This is a genomic window from Micromonospora sp. NPDC047557, from assembly GCF_043205095.1.
Classification (GTDB): Bacteria; Actinomycetota; Actinomycetes; order Mycobacteriales; family Micromonosporaceae; genus Micromonospora.
The window spans coordinates 72503-92277 of record NZ_JBIDDK010000001.1 but is presented as its reverse complement, the minus strand read 5'-3'; the positions used below and the strand labels follow the sequence as shown (position 1 = coordinate 92277).

General features: G+C 72.9%; 22 protein-coding genes. 8 read left to right on the top strand and 14 right to left on the bottom strand.

Features of this window, described 5'->3' with window-relative positions; genetic code table 11:
- Nucleotides 1-89: 89 nt before the first annotated feature.
- Nucleotides 90-1922 carry a glycoside hydrolase family 15 protein gene (locus ACGGAQ_RS00420; protein WP_393043244.1) on the top strand — a complete coding sequence of 611 codons (1833 nt, stop codon included), beginning with the start codon at nucleotides 90-92 and terminating at the stop codon, nucleotides 1920-1922.
- Between the two features lie 15 nt (nucleotides 1923-1937).
- On the opposite strand, the gene ACGGAQ_RS00415 is transcribed toward ACGGAQ_RS00420, so the two are convergent.
- The gene (locus tag ACGGAQ_RS00415) at nucleotides 1938-2753 is read right to left on the bottom strand and encodes a DUF72 domain-containing protein (protein WP_393045589.1); all 816 of its coding nucleotides are present in this window, start codon (nucleotides 2751-2753) and stop codon (nucleotides 1938-1940) included.
- A gap of 152 nt (nucleotides 2754-2905) precedes the next feature.
- Here ACGGAQ_RS00415 and ACGGAQ_RS00410 point away from each other — a divergent pair, with 152 nt between their 5' ends.
- A complete protein-coding gene (locus ACGGAQ_RS00410; protein WP_393043243.1) occupies nucleotides 2906-3637 on the top strand; it encodes a Clp protease N-terminal domain-containing protein in 732 nt (243 codons plus the stop codon).
- A 10-nt stretch (nucleotides 3638-3647) separates the two neighbouring features.
- Here ACGGAQ_RS00410 and ACGGAQ_RS00405 read toward each other — a convergent pair whose 3' ends face one another.
- Together ACGGAQ_RS00405 and ACGGAQ_RS00400 are read right to left on the bottom strand one after the other, a co-directional pair.
- On the bottom strand, nucleotides 3648-4166 hold the full coding sequence (locus ACGGAQ_RS00405) for a hypothetical protein (RefSeq protein WP_393043241.1): 519 nt from the start codon (nucleotides 4164-4166) through the stop codon (nucleotides 3648-3650).
- A 142-nt stretch (nucleotides 4167-4308) separates the two neighbouring features.
- Entirely contained in the window at nucleotides 4309-4497 is a 189-nt protein-coding gene (locus ACGGAQ_RS00400) for a DNA repair protein (protein ID WP_393043239.1), read from the bottom strand.
- A gap of 201 nt (nucleotides 4498-4698) precedes the next feature.
- Here ACGGAQ_RS00400 and ACGGAQ_RS00395 point away from each other — a divergent pair, with 201 nt between their 5' ends.
- On the top strand, nucleotides 4699-5361 hold the full coding sequence (locus tag ACGGAQ_RS00395) for a GNAT family N-acetyltransferase (RefSeq protein ID WP_393043237.1): 663 nt from the start codon (nucleotides 4699-4701) through the stop codon (nucleotides 5359-5361).
- Nucleotides 5362-5602: 241 nt separating this feature from the next.
- Here ACGGAQ_RS00395 and ACGGAQ_RS00390 read toward each other — a convergent pair whose 3' ends face one another.
- From ACGGAQ_RS00390 to ACGGAQ_RS00375, 4 genes are all read right to left on the bottom strand, one after another.
- On the bottom strand, nucleotides 5603-6301 hold the full coding sequence (locus tag ACGGAQ_RS00390) for a TetR family transcriptional regulator (RefSeq protein ID WP_393043235.1): 699 nt from the start codon (nucleotides 6299-6301) through the stop codon (nucleotides 5603-5605).
- Complete coding sequence (locus ACGGAQ_RS00385) at nucleotides 6264-6758, bottom strand: thiol-disulfide oxidoreductase DCC family protein (protein ID WP_393043233.1); 495 nt, start codon at nucleotides 6756-6758, stop codon at nucleotides 6264-6266. The genes ACGGAQ_RS00390 and ACGGAQ_RS00385 overlap by 38 nt, the downstream gene beginning before the upstream one ends.
- Complete coding sequence (locus ACGGAQ_RS00380) at nucleotides 6755-7315, bottom strand: hypothetical protein (protein WP_393043231.1); 561 nt, start codon at nucleotides 7313-7315, stop codon at nucleotides 6755-6757. Before ACGGAQ_RS00380 ends, ACGGAQ_RS00385 begins: the two co-directional genes overlap by 4 nt.
- 159 nt (nucleotides 7316-7474) lie before the next feature.
- A complete protein-coding gene (locus ACGGAQ_RS00375; protein ID WP_393043230.1) occupies nucleotides 7475-8929 on the bottom strand; it encodes a glycoside hydrolase family 3 N-terminal domain-containing protein in 1455 nt (484 codons plus the stop codon).
- 164 nt (nucleotides 8930-9093) lie between these two features.
- Between ACGGAQ_RS00375 and ACGGAQ_RS00370 the strand changes: the two genes are divergently transcribed.
- Entirely contained in the window at nucleotides 9094-10269 is a 1176-nt protein-coding gene (locus ACGGAQ_RS00370) for an ROK family protein (RefSeq protein WP_393043228.1), read from the top strand.
- A gap of 123 nt (nucleotides 10270-10392) precedes the next feature.
- Here the strand turns inward: ACGGAQ_RS00370 and ACGGAQ_RS00365 are convergent, their stop codons facing one another.
- Both ACGGAQ_RS00365 and ACGGAQ_RS00360 read right to left on the bottom strand, forming a co-directional pair.
- Entirely contained in the window at nucleotides 10393-11409 is a 1017-nt protein-coding gene (locus ACGGAQ_RS00365) for an ABC transporter permease subunit (protein WP_393043226.1), read from the bottom strand.
- Nucleotides 11406-12413, bottom strand: coding sequence for an ABC transporter ATP-binding protein (locus tag ACGGAQ_RS00360; protein WP_393043224.1), 1008 nt, complete (start codon nucleotides 12411-12413; stop codon nucleotides 11406-11408). Before ACGGAQ_RS00360 ends, ACGGAQ_RS00365 begins: the two co-directional genes overlap by 4 nt.
- Before the next feature lie 131 nt (nucleotides 12414-12544).
- On the opposite strand from ACGGAQ_RS00360, the gene ACGGAQ_RS00355 reads away from it, so the two are divergent.
- Both ACGGAQ_RS00355 and ACGGAQ_RS00350 read left to right on the top strand, forming a co-directional pair.
- Complete coding sequence (locus ACGGAQ_RS00355; RefSeq protein ID WP_234581363.1) at nucleotides 12545-13387, top strand: ABC transporter ATP-binding protein; 843 nt, start codon at nucleotides 12545-12547, stop codon at nucleotides 13385-13387.
- Nucleotides 13388-13397: 10 nt separating this feature from the next.
- Nucleotides 13398-14294, top strand: coding sequence for a ribokinase (locus tag ACGGAQ_RS00350; RefSeq protein WP_393045587.1), 897 nt, complete (start codon nucleotides 13398-13400; stop codon nucleotides 14292-14294).
- A 40-nt stretch (nucleotides 14295-14334) separates the two neighbouring features.
- Here ACGGAQ_RS00350 and ftrA read toward each other — a convergent pair whose 3' ends face one another.
- Nucleotides 14335-15348, bottom strand: coding sequence for a transcriptional regulator FtrA (gene ftrA / locus ACGGAQ_RS00345; protein ID WP_393043222.1), 1014 nt, complete (start codon nucleotides 15346-15348; stop codon nucleotides 14335-14337).
- A gap of 71 nt (nucleotides 15349-15419) precedes the next feature.
- Here ftrA and ACGGAQ_RS00340 point away from each other — a divergent pair, with 71 nt between their 5' ends.
- The gene (locus ACGGAQ_RS00340; protein ID WP_393043220.1) at nucleotides 15420-15878 is read left to right on the top strand and encodes a rhodanese-like domain-containing protein; all 459 of its coding nucleotides are present in this window, start codon (nucleotides 15420-15422) and stop codon (nucleotides 15876-15878) included.
- Nucleotides 15879-15913: 35 nt separating this feature from the next.
- On the opposite strand, the gene ACGGAQ_RS00335 is transcribed toward ACGGAQ_RS00340, so the two are convergent.
- Nucleotides 15914-16642 carry a hypothetical protein gene (locus tag ACGGAQ_RS00335; protein WP_393043218.1) on the bottom strand — a complete coding sequence of 243 codons (729 nt, stop codon included), beginning with the start codon at nucleotides 16640-16642 and terminating at the stop codon, nucleotides 15914-15916.
- A 90-nt stretch (nucleotides 16643-16732) separates the two neighbouring features.
- On the opposite strand from ACGGAQ_RS00335, the gene ACGGAQ_RS00330 reads away from it, so the two are divergent.
- A complete protein-coding gene (locus tag ACGGAQ_RS00330; RefSeq protein WP_393043216.1) occupies nucleotides 16733-18256 on the top strand; it encodes a dienelactone hydrolase family protein in 1524 nt (507 codons plus the stop codon).
- 46 nt (nucleotides 18257-18302) lie between these two features.
- Here the strand turns inward: ACGGAQ_RS00330 and ACGGAQ_RS00325 are convergent, their stop codons facing one another.
- The 3 genes from ACGGAQ_RS00325 to ACGGAQ_RS00315 form a co-directional block, all read right to left on the bottom strand.
- Nucleotides 18303-18674, bottom strand: coding sequence for a hypothetical protein (locus ACGGAQ_RS00325; RefSeq protein ID WP_393043214.1), 372 nt, complete (start codon nucleotides 18672-18674; stop codon nucleotides 18303-18305).
- Nucleotides 18671-19153 carry a DUF6232 family protein gene (locus ACGGAQ_RS00320; RefSeq protein WP_234581355.1) on the bottom strand — a complete coding sequence of 161 codons (483 nt, stop codon included), beginning with the start codon at nucleotides 19151-19153 and terminating at the stop codon, nucleotides 18671-18673. The genes ACGGAQ_RS00325 and ACGGAQ_RS00320 overlap by 4 nt, the downstream gene beginning before the upstream one ends.
- A gap of 72 nt (nucleotides 19154-19225) precedes the next feature.
- Entirely contained in the window at nucleotides 19226-19693 is a 468-nt protein-coding gene (locus ACGGAQ_RS00315) for a DUF6232 family protein (RefSeq protein WP_363936839.1), read from the bottom strand.
- Nucleotides 19694-19775: the final 82 nt, after the last annotated feature.

Sequence of the window (19775 nt, the reverse complement as noted above, 5' to 3'; positions counted from 1 at the left end):
GTTCGTCCCGACACGGAGACGGCCAGCCGTGTAGCGCGCGGTATCCCGGGTAGTCGCCGCCGTCAGCCCGACGAGCGGCGGGAGCCAACGTGGAGACGACGTACCCGGGGGTGGAGGAGCACGGCCTGATCGGTGACCTGCAGACCGCCGCGCTGATCAGCAAGGACGGCACGCTCGACTGGTTCTGCGCGCCGCGCTTCGACTCGCCGAGCATCTTCGCCGCCCTGCTGGACCGTCGAAAAGGTGGCCACTTCCAGCTCTCACCCGACGGCATCGAGTATTCCAGCAAACAGCTCTACCTACCCGGCACGCCGATCCTGATCACCCGTTTCCACAGCGCCGACGGAGTGGGGGAGCTGCTGGACTTCATGCCCGTCACGGGCGAACAGGCCACCGACCGGCACCGGTTGATCCGGCTGGTCCGGATGGTCCGGGGACACATGCCGTTCCGCTTCGACTGCCGGCCGCGGTTCAACTACGGGCGGGATCCGTACGAGCTGGAGGTGCATCCGGAGGGCGACGTCTTCCGCAGCTCGACCCTCAGCCTCACCCTGGCCCCGTTCAAGGACGCTAAACGGCTCATCGACGGGCGGACGATCCGGCGCGACACCGAGGGCATCTGCTTCCGCAACGAGCTGCACGCCGGCGACGTCGGCGGAGTCGTCCTGGAAACGGCCTGCCCCCACGCACCCCGGGCCCTCACCACGGAGGAGGCGTGCGAACTGCTCGCCGAGACCAGGGACTACTGGCGTCGGTGGGTCGGCCGTTCCTCCTACACCGGCCGCTGGCGGGAGATGGTCGACAGGTCGGCGATGACGCTCAAGCTCATGACGTACGCCCCGACGGGCGCACTGGTCGCCGCGCCGACGGCGGGGTTGCCGGAGCAGATCGGCGGACCACGGAACTGGGACTACCGCTACACGTGGATCCGCGATGCCTCCTTCTCGGTGCACGCGCTGCTCAGCGTCGGTTTCACCGACGAGGCCCAGAAGTATCTGTTCTGGCTCGAAGCGCGCATCCGGGACGCCCGCGACGGCAACGTGCCTCTGCAGATCATGTACCGCGTCGACGGCTCGCCGGACCTCCCCGAGGAGGTGTTGGGCCACCTGGAGGGGTACCGCGGGTCGGCGCCGGTACGGATCGGCAACGGCGCGGCGGGCCAGCTGCAACTGGACATTTACGGCGAAGCGCTCAACTCGCTGCATCTCGCCGACCAGAGCGGGCTGATGGCGTCATATGACGGGTGGCGCAAGGCGGCGGGCCTGATGGACTGGCTCTGCGACCACTGGGACCAGCCCGAGGACGGCATCTGGGAGACCCGGTCCGGGCGGCAGAACTTCACCTACGGGCGGATGATGTGCTGGCTCGCGTTCGACCGCGCGATCCGCATCGCGCACGCGCGTGGGCGTCCCGCGAGCACCACCCGCTGGGCGGCCGAACGCAACGCCGTCTACGAGCAGGTCATGAACCGCGGATTCCACCCGGGGCGTCGGGCCTTCGTGCAGCACTACGGCACCGACATCACCGACGCCTCGCTGCTCGCGATGCCCGGGTTGGGCTTCATCGCGCCGAACGATCCGATGTGGCTGTCGACGTTGCGGGCGATGGACAACGAGCTGGTCTCGGACAGCCTCGTCTACCGCTACGACCCGAACGCCTCGCCCGACGGGCTCGCCGGCTCCGAGGGCACCTTCAGCATGTGCACCTTCTGGTACGTCCAGGCCCTCGCCCAGTCCGGCCGGCTCGACGACGCCCAGCTGACGTTCGAGAAGATGCTGACGTACAGCACGCCGCTGGGGCTCTACTCGGAGGAGATCGCCCCCACCGGTGAGCAGATCGGCAACTTCCCGCAGGCGTTCAGCCACCTCTCGCTGATCAGCACTGCCCACCACCTCAACGCTCTCCTCGACGGGAAGGGGTGACCGCGGGCGTACCCGTCAGAAGAGGGTCAGTGGTTCGATCGGTACCGGTTCGGGCAGTGCGTCGAGCCCCGGCACGCGCGCCCGTACCTCGTCGTGGAAGCGGCGGGCGAGCCGCGGCGCGTCGGCGTTGTCCGGCGTATGGACGAACACGGTGGGGGAGCGACCCTCGCGCAGCCAGGCGGCGGTGACCTCGACCCAGCGTTGCCACCCCTGGACCGTCCGGGCGCTGTCGTCGCGGCCCAGATAGCGGACGATCGGGCGGTCGGTCAGCGCGACCGACCGCAGCGGCATCCGTGGCTTCTTGGTCCAGGCGTCGCGTTCCGCGTCGCTGGTCGGCGGACTGGTGAAGAACGCGGTGGTGTCGAAGGGAATCCATTCGGCCGAGGCCGCGGTGAGGGTCTTCTCGAGCAGCCGGATCGCGTGCGGGTCGGTGAAGAACGCCCGATGGCGGACCTCCACGGCGTACCGGTGGGAGCGCGGGAGCTGGCCGAGGAACCGATCGAGGGTGGGCACCTCGGCGGCCGAGAACGACCCCGGCAGTTGGATCCAGAGAGCGTGGGCGCGTGGACCGAGGGGCTCGATCGCGTCCAGAAAGGCGCGCAGCGGGTCGCCGACGTCGCTGAGCCGGCGTTCGTGCGTGACGACCTTGGGGAGTTTGAGGACGAACCGAAAGCTGGGATCGGTCTGCGCCGCCCAGGACGCGACGGTGTCCCGGGCCGGCGTCGCGTAGAACGTCGTGTTGCCCTCGACGGCGTCGCACCAACTCGCGTAGTGCCGCAGGCGCTCCGCTGGCGGCAGCAGGCGACCGGGCCACGACCGGTGGCTCCACATCGCGCATCCCACGTGCAGCCGCATGTCCGCCCCTCCACCGGTGACAACCGCGACCACCGTATACGCGGTGTCGGCCAGGGCCGGGGCGCCGCCCGTGGGATCACCGTCAACTCAGGGTTGACGGGCGGAGGCCGTCAACCTATGGTTGACGCATGACCGAGCCTTTCCAGATGAACAGCCAAGTCAAGCTCGACGACCTGATCCAGGCGATCAAGAAGGCGCACACCGACGCGCTCGACCAGCTCACCGACGCGGTGATCGCCGCCGATCACCTCGGTGAGGTCGCCGACCACCTGATCGGGCACTTCGTCGATCAGGCCCGGCGCTCAGGCGCCTCCTGGACCGACATCGGCCGCAGCATGGGGGTCAGCAAGCAGGCCGCACAGAAGCGCTTCGTCGCGAAGGGCTCCACCGAGGCGGCGGCGCTCGACCCCAACGCCGGATTCGCCCGGTTCACCCCCCGGGCCCGCAACGTGGTGGTGGCCTCGCAGGAGGAGGCCCGTGCCAGCGGTAACGCCGAGATCGGCCCCGAGCACCTGGTGCTGGGCCTGCTGGCCGAGCCGGAGGGTCTTGCCGCCAGGGTGCTGGCTGGTCGGGGCGCCACCCCCGAGGCGGTGCGGGAGGCGGTCGGTGCCGTCCTCCCACCGCGGGCGGAGCAGGTTCCGGACCTCATCCCGTACGACGCGCGCGGCAAGAAGGCGTTGGAGCTGACCTTCCGGGAGGCGCTGCGCCTCGGGCACAACTACATCGGCACCGAGCACATCCTGCTCGCCCTGCTGGAGCAGGAGGACGGCGCCGGCGTGCTCACCAACCTCGGCCTGGACAAGGCGGCGGTCGAGGCCGACCTGTCCGCCGCCCTCGCCGCCGCCGTCGGTAAGAAGTGAGAAACCGGGGTCAGGACGCCTCGGGAAAGCCGTAACGCAGGGCGTGCTCCGGATCGGTCCGGTCGATCTGGCGTACGCCCGCGTCGGCGAGTCGCTTGTTGACCTCGTCGAGCTGCTCGCGGACCAGTCGGGCCTCCTCCTCGGTGACCCGGCCCCGGTGCGGCCTGCCGGCGTGCTCCAGCGTGCCGTAGTCGATCTTCTCGACGCTCTTGCGGGCCTTGGGCGGGCGGACCCGCTCGGCCGTCTTCAGCAACTGCGCCATCGGGACGTCGGTGGCCATCGCGTCGAACTCGCTGGCGGTGAGGACCACCCGTCGAGGCTCGCCGCCGCCGTGCCGGTCGTGGATCTCCACCACCGCCACGTCCAGCGCGGCGTCGTCGATGCTCTCCACCTCGCCCGGGGTGGCGTCGAGCTGCACGGGCCCGGCGACCAGGTCCGGGTGCTCCAGGACGACGACACGAACCACCTCGTCGTCCTGCTGCAGAACGGTGCCGGTGAAGTCGGAGACGTGGATCGTCTTCTTGCCCATGCGCGGAGCTTCTCCTGTCGTAGGCCGGGGTGCCGGACCTGGAAGAAATTACCCGACAGGTGTGCGAATACCGCCGCTGGTCCTCCCGCGGTGTGTCGTCCCCAACCACCGGCAGAGGCGCTGTCCGGGCCCGGCCGGCGCGTCAGCGCGTGTTGAGGCCGTGCCGGCTGGAGCTGCCGGCCGGCAGCTTGTTCAGTTTCGCCCAGGACAGGGCGCCCGTCGTGCGGGTCACCCGGTAGCGCGGTTGGGCCGGAAGGTCTCCGGCGGCCTCCGCTGCTTGCCAGAGTCGCGTGGGGTCCTGGTGGAAGCGGTCGTTCGGCTGAATCGGCATGACCATACCGTCCCAAAGAAAGGTGTCCATGTATGGAAATACCTATGACGGTCGATCTCGCCATCCGGTTCCCGCATCTCGGGCAGCACGGCGCCCGGCGCATTCGTGGCCCCGGTTCACCCGGCCCCGACGGGAAGGCCCGCCCGGTCGGGCCGCTGCGCGTACGGTGATCCACGACGTGTCCGGTGACGGGAGGTGCGCATGCTCAACCGGCTGCTGCAGCTGCACCTGGCCTCCTGGCTCGGCCAGTGGCCGGCCGGCCCGGGGCTGCACGTGGTCGCCTCGCATCGCCGGCTCCGGCCGGCCTGGGACGGCCGGCTGCGTCCGGCCCTCGCCGTCGACACCGGTCGGAGCGCGGTGCTCTCCGTCGCGCCGGACCGGGTGGCGGCGATCCGTGCGTTGGTCAAGCGCGCACCGGAGCGCATGCTCGCGGCACTGCCGGAGGCCGTCGGACTGCCCGCCTTCTGTGTGCACGACGGCCCGTTCCGCTGGACTCTGGCTCCCGCGCCACTGCCCGACGTGGGGGAGTGGACCGAGTCGACCGCCCCCGGCCTGCCGGCTTGGCTGCGGCTGTTCGACCGACCGGTGCTCGTGGTCCGCGACGTGGACGGCACCTACCTCGCCGGAGCCGGGATCAAACGCCACGACGCGTACGGGCACGAACTGGCCGTCGGCACCGCGCCGGCGGCCCGGGGTCGGGGCCTCGCGCGTCGGCTGGTGGCGCAGGCGGCACGGCGGGTCCTGGACGAGGGCGCGGTGCCGACGTACCTGCACGAGAAGGACAACCACGCCTCGGCCCGGGTCGCGGAGGCGGCGGGCTTCCCGGACCGGGGTTGGCGAGCGTACGGGGTCTATCCGCGGTGAGACGGCGCAGCCGTCGGGCGCCGGTCTCAGTGCGCGGACCGTGGATCCCGGGCCGGATCCACGGTCCGCAACCTGCCCCCAGGCCCCGGTTCTCGGGCGATCGGCCGCGTCGCTGACGGCTCGATCCGGTGTCGATCACGCTACGTATCGAATCTGCCCGGTGCAAGGTGCGAGCTGTTGGGTCGGAGTGTCGAATTGCGGACTTGACCTGCGGCGGAGTCGTGAGATGGGCGTGGGCCGGTCAGTGACGCAGCGTGCGGATGAGGTCGAGCACCTGTCGGGTCACCGGGCGGAGCACCCGCAGCCGCGACAACGCGACCAGCCGGTCGATCAGCGGCACCGCGCCGTCGATCAACTGCCGGGTCTTGACCTGACCGGGTGACCGGTCGTGCACCCAGTAGAGGACGACACCCATGTACGCCAGCCAGAGCAGCTCGGGCAGCTGCGGGCGCAACTCCGCGTCGACCTTGGCGGTCGAGCCGGTCAGCACCTCGGCGAACAGGTCGATCGCCGCCTGCCGGGGGCCGGACGACTCGGCGGAGAAGGGACTGAGCGGAGAGGTCGGCTCGGCCGCGGTCTTGAAGAAGGTCGCCGCGAACGCGTGCGACGGGGTCAGCACGTCGATGCCGGCGTGCAGCACCCCGGCCAGCCGGTCGCCGAACGACTCCTCCCGGTCGAGCACCGGTTGGGCCTTCGCCCGGTGCTCGACCTGGGACTGGGCGTAGAACTCCTGGATCAGGTGGTCCTTCGAGCCGAAGTAGTAGTAGGCGTTGCCCACCGCGACGCCAGCTTCCTGCGCGATCGCCCGCATCGTGGTCTGGGCGTAGCCGCGCTCGCGGAACAGCCGCATCGCGGTGTCCCGGATCAGCTGCCGGGTCTGCTCGCCCCGGGCCGTCGCAGGTTCACCCGCAGTGGTCGTCGGCGCCTGTTGCTCGGTCATCGGGGTCACGGTATCCCGCCGGTTCGTCGGTCGGCTCGGCCCACGGATCGCGAACCCGCTCCCGGATCGCGGAGGCGGTCGCCACCACCTGCCGGGCCAGCGGCAGCAGGTGCGGCCGGGACAGCCGCTCGGCCGCCGACCGGTGGTCGGCCAACGCCCAGAGGCAGGCGAACCAGGCGCCGTCGCCCGCGTACACCTCGCCGGTGTCGGCCACGACGGTCAGGTCACGCAGCGTCGCGTCGTGGTCCAGGCCGGGGAAGCGCCGCCGGGCCTCGGTCGAGCCGGCCGGCACGAACTCCAGGGGTACGAGCTGGGGGCGGGACGCGAGCCACCGGCGGGCGGCCCGGCAGATCGGGCAGTTCGCGTCGAACAGAACGGTGAACCCCCGGACCCCACCGCCGGAGAACGCGGTGGGATCCGGAGGCTCGGCGGGCCCGCCGACGGATGCGGCGGTCATCGGGTCACGGGGTTGGTCCCCGGCCCGTCGGCGCCGGGCTGTGCCGGGCGGGGCTGTGCGGTGCCCGGCTGTGGTCCCACCGGCTGGGGTCCGGTCGGGTAGGGCCCGACCGGCTGCGCTGCGACCGGGTAGGGCCCGGTCGGGTGGGCGCCGTGCGGTGCGGGCGGCATGGGGAGCCGGCCGATCGGTGCGATGGGCGGGTGCGTGGCGAGCTGGCGGAGTCGGTTGCGGCGGTAGCGGCCCAGTGCGAAGACGTTGAAGAAGTGCAGCGCGCCGAGCACCAGCAGCACCAGGCCGATCTTGAGGGACAGCTCCTCCATGGCCTGACTCGTGGTGAGCACCGGGTCGGGGTGCTTCATGGCCACCGTGACGTAGCCGAGGTTGAGCAGGTAGAAGCCGACCACCAGGAGGCTGTTGACCGCTCGGGCGAGTCGTTCGTCGGCGAACACCTCCTCCAGGAAGACCTGCCCGTTGCGGGACAGCGCCCAAGCCACCCAGATCGTCAGGCCGACGCTGACCGCCAGGTAGATCACGTACATCCAGACCTTGATGTCCATGTGGACAGCTCCCTTGAACGTGTTCAACTACCGACGTCGTCAGCCTAGAGCGGGTATTGAACATGTTCAAGAAGAGACGATCAGTGACTGTGGACACTGTTGCGCAGCGCCGAGCGCCGTCCGGTCGAGCCCTGGAGCCCGACCGGACGGCGTCGAGACTCAGTGAGCCAGGCCGAGGGCCTCGGCCGCCGCGCGGCCGTTGGCGTGGCTCGCGCCGTAGGTGGTGACGAAGGCGCGTACGCCCACTGGGCGCCACTGTGCCGGCCAGCCCATCTCCACCACGGTCACCGGATGCTGGGCCGCCAGGTCGGCGATCAGTTCCGGGCCGCCGGACAGCCGGTGCAGGTGCCGTCCGACCAGCACGATCGGACGGTCGCCGGCCAACCCGCGCAGCGTGGCCGGGTCGGTCTCGCTGGCGATCACCCGGATCTCCCGCGTGCCGTCGAGGTGCGGGCCGAGGCCCCACGGCACCCGTCCCTCGGCGATCGTGGACTCGGTGTGCAACTGCACCACAAGCGGCTCGTCCAGGCCGGTGAGCACTCCCTCCACCTGCACCGCCCGGCGTGCCACCGCGTACCCCAGATCGGGGTCTGCGGCGGTCGGCGACCCGCCGGCGGCCCGGGTCCAGGCGGCGAGCGCGGCGGCGCGGCCGGCCGCCTCCTCGACCCGGGCGATCGGCAGCCGACCGTCGGCGGTCGCCTCGACGATCTCGGCGGCCACCCGCTCGACCAGCGCGGCGTCGACCTTCGCGCCGATGCAGAGCAGGTCGGCGCCGGCCGCCAGGGCCCGGACCGCGGCCGGCCCGACACCTCCGGCGGCCACCGCGGCCCCCTTCATCTCCAGCGCGTCGGTGATCACGGTGCCGGTGAAGCCGTACTCGGTACGCAGCAGGTCGACCAGGACGGCCCGGCTGAAGGTGGCCGGGTCGTCCCCGGTCAGCGCCGGCACCCGGATGTGCGCGGTCATCACGGCACGCGCCCCGGCGGCGACGACCGCGGCGAACGGCGGCAGGTCCCGCCGGCGGAGCAACTCCAGCGGTACGTCCACAGTGGGGAGTTCGTGGTGGGAGTCGGTGCTGGTGGCGCCGTGGCCAGGGAAGTGCTTGGCGCAGGCCGCGACGCCGGCGGACTGCAGGCCGCGCACGGCGGCGGCCGAGTGGGCGGCTACCCGCGCGGGGTCGGCGCCGAAGGAGCGGGTGCCGATCACGGGGTTGTCGTCGGCGGTGTTCACGTCGACGGTGGGGGCGAGGTTGACGGTGATGCCGAGCGCGGCCAGGTCGGCGCCGATCGACTGGTAGACCTGTCGGGTCAGCGCCACGTCGCCGACCGCGCCGAGTGCGGCGTTGCCGGGGTACGGGCTGCCGGTGGCATGTGCCAGCCGGGTCACGTCGCCACCCTCCTCGTCGATGGCGATCAGCACGTCCGCCCGGCCGGCGCGCAGCGCGGCGGTGCCCGCCGCCACCTGCGCGGGGTCGTGCACGTTCGTGCCGAACAGGGTGTGCCCGGCCAGCCCGTCGGCCACCAGGTCGACCGCCCAGTCCGGCGCGACCGGTCCCGGGTACGCGGCGAGCAACGTGCCCAGCGCGAGCCGACGCAGTCCTGGATCGAGCCCCACGTGATCTCCCCTTCGGTCCTGCCGGCACGAACGTCGTACCCGCGGTGGTCGTCGCCCTGCCGGGTCGGCCGAGCACTCTGCCTCCGGGTGGCCGTTACGCTACGGCTACCCGTTCGCAGGTCGGTTTACAGTTAGCAAAGTTTACTAAAACTAGAGGACGTGGCATGAGTGCGACCCGGCTGCCCGGCACCCCCCGCCTGTTGCGGGCGCTCAACGACCGCGCGGCGTTGGAACTGCTCCTGGAGCGTGGGCCGCTCACCCGGGCCCGGCTCGGCGAGCTGACCGGGCTGTCCAAGGTCACCGCCTCGCAACTCGTCGAGCGGCTGGAGGAGCGCGGCCTGGTCAGCCGGGTCGGCGAGCAGGCCGGCGGGCGAGGGCCGAACGCCCAGCTCTATGCGGTGCGTCCGAGCAGCGCCCACGTCGTCGGGGTGGACGTCGGGCCGGACCGCGTGGTGGCGGCCTGCGCCGACATCACCGGCGCCGTCATCGGTCGCGTGGAGCAGTCGACGCGGGACACCGACGACCCGGTGGGCGTGGTGCACAACGCCGTGGTGCAGGCCGCCAGCAGCGCTCAGGCGCAGCTCAGCAGCGTCCGCCGGATCGTGCTCGGCACGCCGGGCCTGGTCGATCCGCACACCGGCGACATCACCTTCGCCTTCAACCTGCCGCGCTGGCACAGCGGTCTGCTCGCCGCGCTGCGCGACGACCTGCACACGCCTGTGGTCTTCGAGAACGACGTCAACCTGGCCGCGGTGGCCGAGGCGCAGTCCGGCGCCGCGCAGGGCGTGGCCGACTTCGTCCTCGTCTGGGTGGGTGCCGGCGTCGGCCTGGCGATCATGCTGGGTGGTCGCCTGCACCACGGCAGCAGCGGCGCGGCCGGCGAGATCGGCTACCTGCCGGTGCCCGGAGCGCCGATCCCGCGCGACGTCTCGCGGCGTGCCAAGCCGGCCTTCCAGCAGGTGATCGGCGGCGACTCGGTCCGCGCGGTGGCCCGCGAGCACGGCTACCCGGACAGCGACGCCGCCGAGGCCGTCCGCGCGGCAGTCGCCGATGGCGCTGCCGGCGGCCCGATGCTCGACGAGCTGGCCCGTCGGCTCGCGCTCGGCGTGGCCAGCACCTGCGTGGTGCTCGACCCGCCGCTGGTCGTGCTGGCCGGGGAGGTTGGCCAGGCCGGCGGGGCGGCGCTCGCCGACCGGGTGCAGCGGGAGGTCGCGGCGATCACCCTGGTCCGGCCACGGGTGGTGCCCACCGGCCTCACCGAGGAGCCGATCCTGCGCGGCGCGCTGCGCACCGCCTTGGACGCCGTTCGCGACGAGGTGTTCGGCTCCACCGTCGGCTGAGCCCGCTGGGGCGGTCATGTGAAGGAATATTTCACCGCAGCCTGTCGAGCTGCAAGCTCTTGCCGGGCGTCGCGCGGTGAACGACCGGGCCGCCCCCTTCGCGCGGGCGGCCCGGAGCGTCCGTCAGATCAGGTCGCGGCGACGGAACACGGCGAACGCCGCCACGGTCAACCCGCCGGTGATCACGAGCAGCACCACCAGCGCAGGCCCCCAGGTCAGGCTGTAGAAGCCCTCGCAGTAGCCGTTGCCGCTGTTGCCCCGACAGCGCTGCGCGTCCCAGAAACGGACCTCGCCGGTGAGCCACGCCCCGATGTGGCTGGAGAGCATCAGCTGGTCCGGCCGTCGGGCATCGACGATCTCCAGCACCAGCCGGGCGCCCAGCTCCCAGACCACCGCGTACGCGGCCGCCGCGCCGAGCGCCGCCGAGGTGTGCCGGCCCAGCGTCGCGATGGCGAAGCCCACGGCGGTGGCCAACAGCACCAGCACCAGGCCGCGGCCGTGGACGGCGCCCAGCGAGCGCCAGAAGTCACCGCTGAGCTGGCCGGCCAGCCCGGCGGTCTGCCCGATCACCCAGAAGGTGGCCAGGTAGACCAGGGAGGCCGCCACGGCCAGCGCCAACACCGTGCCGAGCAGGGTCCCCAGCTTCGCGCCGAGCACCGTCAGCCGACGCGGCCGCCACAGCAGCAGGTTCACCACCCCACCGGAGTTCAGGTCCGCCCCGATGTACGAGGCGCCCACCAGAAACCCGAACAGCACCAGGAACGCGATGAGGAAGTACAGCAGCGGGCGGGCCTGCTGGGCGAAGCTGAACACCCCGGGCAGGTAGTCGGCCGCGATCGGCAACCGGTCCTGCCGGACGGGGTCCAGCTCCGAGCAGTCGGCCGGGAAGTAGTCGCCCGTGTCGCCGGGCGAGAGCCCGGCGTCCTGCCGGGCCAGGCACTGCTGGTGGGTGGCCTCCATGTTCTGCCGCGCCTCGATGGCCTGCGCCCGCGCCGAGCTGAGCTCGTCGGCGCTCGGCCGGTGCGAGCCGGCCAGGGTGGTCGCCGCCGTGACAGCGAACGCCAGCGCCAGCAGAACGACCATGAGCTGCACGAAGCGGCGCGCGGACAGCCGCTCCAACTCGGCCCGGACCAGGTTCACGCGTCCACTCCCCGTACGTCGAGATCGATCACGGCGCCGTCGGCCTCGGACGGCCGCGCCCAGTCGTCGACCTGGCGCGGGACCGACGGATGGTCGCCGGCGCCGGTCAGCTCCAAAAAGACGCTCTCCAGATCGGGCCGGAGCGGCGTCAGCTCGCCCACCCACAGCCCCTGCTCGCCGAGCACCCGGCTGATGACCGTCGGATCGGTCGCCCCGCTCACCACCAGCGCGTCACCCTCGACGGCAGCCGTCAGCTCCGCCGCACCCAGCAGCTCGGCGGCGCGGACCGGCTCGGCCACCCGGACCAGGAACTCGTGCCGGTCGTGACCCGCCAGCACCTCGTCCACCCGGCCGGCCGCCACCCGCCGCCCGCGCGAGATGATCGTGACGTGGTCGCAGATCAGTTGGATCTCGCCCAGGATGTGGCTGGACACCAGCACGGTCACCCCGGCCGCCGCGAGCGACCGCATCAGGTCGCGCATCTCGCGGATGCCCGCCGGGTCGAGGCCGTTCGCCGGCTCGTCCAGGATGAGCAGCTGCGGATCCTTCAACAGCGCGGACGCCACCGCGAGGCGCTGCTTCATGCCCAGCGAGTAACCCTTCACCCGCTCGTCGCCGCGGTCGCGCAGGCCCACCAGCTCCAGAGCCTCGTCCACTCGGGAGATCGACACCCCGCCGGCGCGCGCCAGCAGCCGCAGCGTGCGGCGCCCGGTGAAGTTGCCGAAGAACTGCGGGCTCTCCACGATCGCGCCGACCCGACCGGCCACCCGGGGCAGCTGCTCCGGCGCCGGCTCGCCGAACACCGTCATCCGTCCGCCGTCGGCGCGTACCAGCCCGAGCAGGGCGCGCAGCGTGGTCGTCTTGCCGGAGCCGTTGGGCCCCAGGAAGCCGTGGATCTGCCCGGCCTCGACCAGCAGGTCGAACCCGTCGACCGCCACCCTCTTGCCGTGGCGCACGCTGCGGAAGGTCTTGCGCAGACCTTCGATCTCGATGACCGCGCTCATCCGCGCGGCTCCGTACCTCGATCGGGCATGGGTCGTCCTTCGGCTGTGGTGATCAACGACACGGTGCCTCACCCTATGGCCGGAGCGCCGCCCATGGGGGGCGCCACGGGGCTGCGTGGTTGGATGGGCGGGTGACTGGTGACCTGATCCCCGGCGCTGCCGGCGCCGCGCCTGCCGCCGCACCCGTGGACCCGGATCTGGTGGTCAGCCTCGACAGCGTCGGCGTACGCCGCTCCGGCACCGCCCTGCTGCAGGACCTGACCTGGCGGGTCGAGCTGGACGAGCGCTGGGTGGTGCTCGGCCCCAACGGCGCGGGCAAGACCACCCTGCTCAACCTGGCCGCCGGCCGGCTGCACCCCACCACCGGCGTTGCGCACGTGCTCGGTGAGCGGATCGGCCGCACCGACGTCAACGAGCTGCGTACCCGCATCGGGCTCTCCACCGCCGCGCTGGCCGAGCGGGTGCCCGCCGACGAACAGGTCAGCGACGTGGTGGTGACCGCCGCCTGGTCGGTGGTCGGGCGCTGGCGGGAGAGCTACGACCGCGGCGACGAGGCGCGTGCCCGGGCGTTGCTCAGCCAGCTCGGCGTCGGCAACCTCGCCGAGCGCCGCTACGGCACCCTCTCCGAGGGCGAGCGCAAGCGCGTCCAGATCGCCCGGGCACTGATGACCGACCCGGAGCTGCTGCTGCTCGACGAGCCCACCGCCGGGCTCGACCTGGGTGGCCGGGAGGACCTGGTGACCCGGCTGGCCGAGCTGGCGTACGACCCGGACGCCCCCGCCATGGTGCTCGTCACCCACCACGTGGAGGAGATCCCGCCCGGGTTCACCCACGCGCTGCTGCTGCGCGAGGGCGCCGTCGTCGCCCAGGGTCTGCTCGCCGAGACGGTGACCGGCGACAACCTCTCCAAGACGTTCGGTCTGCCGCTGGTGGTCGAGCGGTCCGGCGACCGCTACACCGCGCGCGCCGCCTGACCGGGTGACCGTGTCGCAGACCCGGGTGGCGGTGGTGGGCAGCGCCAACATGGACCTGGTCGCGATGGCGCCGTCGCTGCCCCGGCCGGGCGAGACCATGCTCGGCACCGACTTCGTGATGGTGCCCGGTGGCAAGGGCGCCAACCAGGCCATCGCCGCGGTCCGGGCCGGTGCCTCCTGCGCCTTCCTCGGCGCGATCGGCTCCGACGCGTTCGGCGTGACGCTCCGGGCCCGGATCACGGCGGCCGGCGTGGACACCGGCCACCTGCGGGTGGTCTACGGCACCTCAGGTGTGGCGCTCGTGATGGTCAACGCGCAGGGGGAGAACGCCATCCTGGTCACCCCCGGCGCGAACGACGCGCTGGTCGGCCTCACCGACGAGGAACTGGCGACGGTACGCGGGGCGGACGTCCTAGTCGCCCAGCTGGAGATCCCGGTGCAGACGGTGACCGCCGCCGCGCTGGCCGCCCAGGCCGCCGGCACCCGGGTGATCCTCAACGCCGCACCGGCCCGGGACCTCCCGCCGGAGCTGCTCGAGGCGGTGGACCTGCTGGTCGTCAACGAGGGTGAGGCGCAGGCGTTCACCGGTCGGGGGCGGGAGGAGCCTCGCGCGCTGCTCGACCTGGTGCCCCGCGCCGTGCTCACCCTCGGCGACGCGGGCGCCTGGTACGTCGACCGCGACGGCGCCGAGGTGCACGTGCCCGCGGTCCGGGTCGACGTGGTCGACTCCACGGCGGCCGGCGACGCGTTCACTGCCGCGCTGGCGGTCGGCTGGGGCGAGGGGCGGGACGTCGTCGACGCCGTGCGCTGGGCGGCGGCGGCCGGCGCGGCCTGCGTACGCAAGCTCGGCGCCTCGGTGGCACTGCCGCAACGCGCCGAGATCGACGCGCTGTACGCGCCGGGCTGACCCGTCGTCGAGCGCCGCGACGTCGACGGGCCCGGCCACGTCACGCCGGCCGGGCGGCTCCCGTCCGGAAGGCCCGCCGGTACGCCGACGGTGACGTCAGCATGATCCGCCCAAAGTGGTGGCGGTAGGTGACCGGGGTGTCGAAGCCCACCGTGCCGGCGATCTGCTCGATCGGGGCTTCGGTCTCCTCCAGCAGCGCCAGACTGGCCCGGACCCGCTGGTCGATGAGCCACCGGATCGGGCTGGTCCCGGTGGCTCGGGTGAAGTGCCGCAGGTAGGTGCGCGGTGACATGTGTGCCCGTCCGGCGAGCCGGGCGATGCTCAGCGGCTCGGCGAGGTGCGCGAGCGCCCAGTCGATGCTGGCGGCGATCCGGTCGTCGCCCGGGTCGGCGGTCACCGGCGCCTCGACGAACTGGGCCTGTCCGCCGTCGCGGTGCGGAGGGATCACCAACCGGCGGGCGACCGCGTTGGCGATAGCCGCGCCATGGTCACGCCGCACCACATGCACGCTGAGATCGAGTCCGGCGGCACTGCCGGCGCTGGTGAGCAGGTCGCCGTCATCGAGGTAGAGCACGTCCGGGTCCACCTCGACACGCGGGTACCGCCGCGCCAGCAGCTCCGCGTACCGCCAGTGGGTGGTGGCCCGCCGCCCGTCCAGCAGCCCCGCGCCGGCCAGCGCGAACGCGCCCGAGCAGATCGACATGATCCGGGCGCCGCGTGTGTGCGCCCTGCGCAGCGCGGCCACCAGCGCGGGCGACGGGTCGGCGGTCACGTCCGGCACGCCGGGCACGATCACCGTCCGCGCCGCCGCCAGCTCCGCCAGGCCGTACGGGGTGTGCAGGCTGACTCCGCCGACCACCGGGACCGGCCCCGGCTTCTCGGCGCAGATCACCAGGTCGTACCAGTCGACGTCGAACTCCGGGCGGGGCAGCCCGAACACCTCGGTGACGATGCCGGTCTCGAACACCGACATTCCCGGGTACGCGAGCACGGCGACGCGGTGACCGGCGGCCGGCTGTCGCGGCGTCGGCAGCCGGCGCGCAGTCTTCGGCATGGCGGGATGTTAGCGCAGGACGTCGTTCCCGCCACTCGTCCCGGCCGCCGGGCACGGCCACGATCAGTGTCATGACCTTCACCTTCGCTGTCCCGCCAGCCGCTCCGGACGCCGCAGCCGCCCACTTTCTCGCCCGACTCAGCGTCCAGACCGATGTCAGTGACGTGCACGCCGACCTGGCCGCCCGTACCCCCGGTCTCGTGGTGGTCGACTCCCGGGGGGTGACCGGCTGGGCACAGGGGCACCTGCCGGGAGCGGTGCACCTGCCCACCGCCGAGATCGCCGCCCGGGCGCCTGGCCTGATCCCGGCGGGTACGGCGGTGGTCACCTACTGCTGGGGGCCGGGCTGCAACGGGGCGACCCGGGCGGCGCTCGAGTTCGCCCGGCTCGGTATTCCGGTCAAGGAGATGCTCGGCGGGTTCGAGTACTGGGTACGGGAGGGGCTGCCGGTGGAGACGGAGACCGGGCTGACCCGGCGTCCGGTCGACGACCTGACCGCACCGAGGGCGGCGATCACCTGCGACTGCTGATCCGGCTACCCGGCCCGCCCCGACCGGGCGTGGGTTCAGCCGACGGGCTCGTCGCTGAGCTTCTCGCCGCGTCGCCGCAGCATGCCGAGGCCGGGGATGCCCGCCACGGCGAGCTTGAGATCGCGGGTGACGTCCAACAGGTCGTGCAGGTCGGGGCCGACCCGGTCCAGCGTCGCGAGGATGGGCAGGATGTCGGCGGTCAGGTGCTCCTTGAGCTTGGGCAACTCGTCGATCAGGTGGATCGCCGCGGTGATTTCCTCGTGGCTCAGCTCTTCGACGAACCTCCCGGTCATCGGCGCGGCCCGCCGCAGCGCCGGCTCGTACGCCGCCAGCAGCTCGGCCGCCGTGGTCGCCGCCTGCGCGGCGGTGCCCACGGTGACTGCGGCGCTGCCGGCCACCGCCTCGGCCTCGGTGACCACCGTGCCGGCGACGTGCGCGACCTTCTCGGCCTCGGTGACCACCACGGCGGCGGCCGTCGCCACCTCGCTGGCGGTGTCGATGGCGGTGGTCGCGGCGGCGCTGATCACCGCGACCTCGCGGACCGCCGCCTCGGCGTCGGTGAGCACCGCATCGGTCCGGTCCAGGGTCGTCTCGATCCGATCCACCACGCCGTTGATCCTGGCCAGCAGCGCTTCCACCCCGTCCAGCACCGCGAACGCGCGGGCGGGCACGGCGGCGAACGAGGCTGCCGAGCCGAGCGCCTGATCGAGGGCGGAGCGGGTCAGGCCGACCACGGCGGTGGGTGTGGGGAGGGGGATCGCCATGGGACCAAGTGTGCGTCGCCCCCGCCACAACCGCTCGCGGGCGGCCGTGGGCGCGGCCTGCGGTGGGGCGTCCGGCGGTAGGGTGCCGGCATGTCGGCCGCCTCGCCGCACCACCCGCCGAGCACCCGGGCGGCCGTCCTGCTCGCCGTGCTCGCGGCCGTGGCAGCCGCGCTCGGCACCGCGGTGCTGGTCCGCGCGGACGCCGGCCTCTCCGTGCGGCAGGTCACCGTCGGCGGCGTGCCGATGACCGAGGTACGCGCCGGCCCACCGACACCTGACGCGCGCCGGCCCGGCGTGGTGATCGCGCACGGATTCGCCGGCTCGGCGCGGCTGATGCGCCCGATCGCCGACACCGTGGCCCGCCGGGGAGCGGTGGCGCTGTTGTTCGACTTCGCCGGGCACGGCGCGAATCCGGCCCGACTCGGCCCCGACATGTCACCCGCGTCGCTCGCCGCCGACCTGGACGCCGCGGTCGGATACCTGCGCGCCCAGCCGGATGTGGACCCGGCCCAGATCATGCTGGTGGGACACTCGATGGGCGCGGGCGCGGTATCCCGGTACGCGGCCGGGCACCCGGAGATCGCCCGGACCGTGGCGATCTCGCTGCCCGACGCCGGCGAACTGCCTCCGGGTCAACCGGCGGAGCTGTTGCTCATCGTCGGCGGCGCGGAGTTTCCCGCGTTCCGGCGTGCGGCCGACGACGCGGTGCGGCGTGGGGCGGCGGTGGGTCGACGGCCGGCGGTGGTGGTGCTCGGTGTGGAACACATCTCGGTGCTCTTCGCCCCGCGTACCCACGAGGAGATCGCCGACTGGCTGCCCAGCGTCGACGGGGCCGCGCCGCCCCGACCGCTCGTCCGGCTCGCCGGGGCGGCGCTGCTGGTGTTCGCGTTCGCCGTCGGCGTCGTCCCGTTGGCGGCCCTGCTCCTGGGCCGGCGGGCCGGCGGAGGAACGGCGTCGGCCGGAGGCGGGGCGCCCCTGCGTGGTCTCGCCCTGCTCGGGCTGGCCGTCCTCGCGAGCGGTCTCGCGGCGGCCGTCGCGGCCGTCCTGCCGACCAACCGTCTCCCGCTCGCCGTCGGCGGTTACGTCACGGGCTTCCTGCTGGTCAGCGGGGTACTGGTGAGCGGTGGCCAACGCTGGCTGCCCGCCGCGACGCGAGCGCCCGGCGTGGCCGTCGACGAGATTGGTCGTCGTACGCCGGCACGGACCACCGTCGCGGCGCTGGTGCTGACGGCGTACGCGATTCTCGCCGTGGCGCTGCCGATCCACCTCGGACTGACCTCGGCGCTGCCGGTCGGTGCCCGCTGGTGGCTGCTCCCGGTCGTGGTCGCCGCGTGCCTGCTGTTCCTGCTCGGCGTCGAGCAGGTCGCGGCCGGCCGGACCTGGCGTCGCCTGCTGGTCGTCGCGGTCACCGTGCTCGTGTTGAGCACGTCGGCGATGGTCGGCCCGGCACCCGGGTTCGTGCTGCTGGTGGTGCCGTTGTTCGCCGTCCTGCTCGGCTGGCACGTGCTGTGGGCGGCGGTGCTGCGCCGGTACGCGACCCCGCGCTGGCTGCCGGCCCTCGTGGGCGCCGTCCTGGTGGGCTGGCCGATCGCCACCACCCTGCCGTTGCGCTGACGGCACCGGCGGTTGAACTGACCAGATGCGTAACCCAGCGGGAGGTCTAGCGGCTGGCGCGGGCCACGCGCAGCGCCCACCAGATCAGTGGCACCTGCATCGGCACCCGGCCGTAGGCGATGGCCCGTTTCGACGGCCGCCGGTGCCGCCAGTCCACCGCCATCTTCACGTTGGCCGGCAGCACGGCGACGAACAGCGCGGCGGCGGCCCGACCGCCGGTGCGTCGGGTGGCGGGGTGTGCCACCGCCGCCGCCACCGCCAGCTCGGCGATCCCGCTGGCGTACGTCCAGAAGCGGGCCGGCCCGGGCAGCGCACGCGGCACGATCGGGTCGTAGAAGCCGGGGCGCAGCAGGTGGGTGACGCCGGCCGTGGCGAGCAGCCCGGCGAGCGCGACGGCCTCGCCGCGACGGGTGGTCATCGATGGTCCCCCTGCTGTTCGACGGCGCGTTGCACGGCCCGGTAGATCTGCCCGAACCGTAGCGCGTCCGGTGTGCGCAGCAGCATGTGCTCCTGACCGTGGTGCTGCACCCACAACTCGTGCACGTGGCTGCCGCGCTCGTACGAGCGGTCCAGCCAGCCGAGGGGAATCTCCAGGAACGGGGCCAGCGCCAGCGCCCCCACCGCACAGGCGGCCAGGATGATCAGCGCCAGCTGCCAGTTGCCCCGATCCTGTGCCGACCAGGCCAGCGAGACGACGCAGACCAGCGCGACGAGGGGCGGCAGCGACAGCAGCAGGACCAGCACACCGCGACCCAGCACCCGGCCGCGTACGGCGAGGGTCTTCTGCCCTCGTTCGTGCCAGACGAACGTCACGTCGGGCAGGGCGATCACCTGACCGCCCGCCCGGATCGACTCGGAGGTCACCTGCACCGCGTCGTCCCGGTAATAGAGGGTCATCACTAAGCCTAACCACCGGCAGGCAACCCGCGCGCCTCCGCGGCGACGACGACGGCCGGGGTGGCGAGGGGGCTAGCGGCGGGCGGGTTGGGTGTGCTCCATCGCCCGCTGCACCGCCCGGTAGATCTGCCCGAAGCGCAGCGCGTCGCCGGTGTGCAGCAACCGCACCGGCTGCCCCCGCCAGCGGGCCCAGATCTCCATCTGCCGGCTGCCCCTGGCGTACGAGCGGTCCAGGTGTTCGAAGAGGAAGTCGGCGACCGGGCCGACGGCCAGCCCGACCAGCACCGAGGCGCCGACGATCGCGATCGTCACGGTGGGGGAGCGGTGCAGCCAGACGGCCAGGCCGATGCCGAGCACGGCCGCGACCAGCGGGCCGGCCAGCGCGGCGCCGAGCGCGCCTCGCCCGACCAGCACCCGCCAGGAGCGGCTGCCCCGGCGGTGCCAGACCATGGTGATCTCGGCCAGCGAGTAGCTGCGGCCGTCGACCTGGACGGCGGTGGAGGTGACCTGCACCGACCTGTCGTCGTAATACGTGATCATGGCTGGACTCCCGCCCGCGGGGCTGACACCACACTACTTACCCCAACGAGCCGGGTCGTAAGGTTGGCACGCGACTTCGACG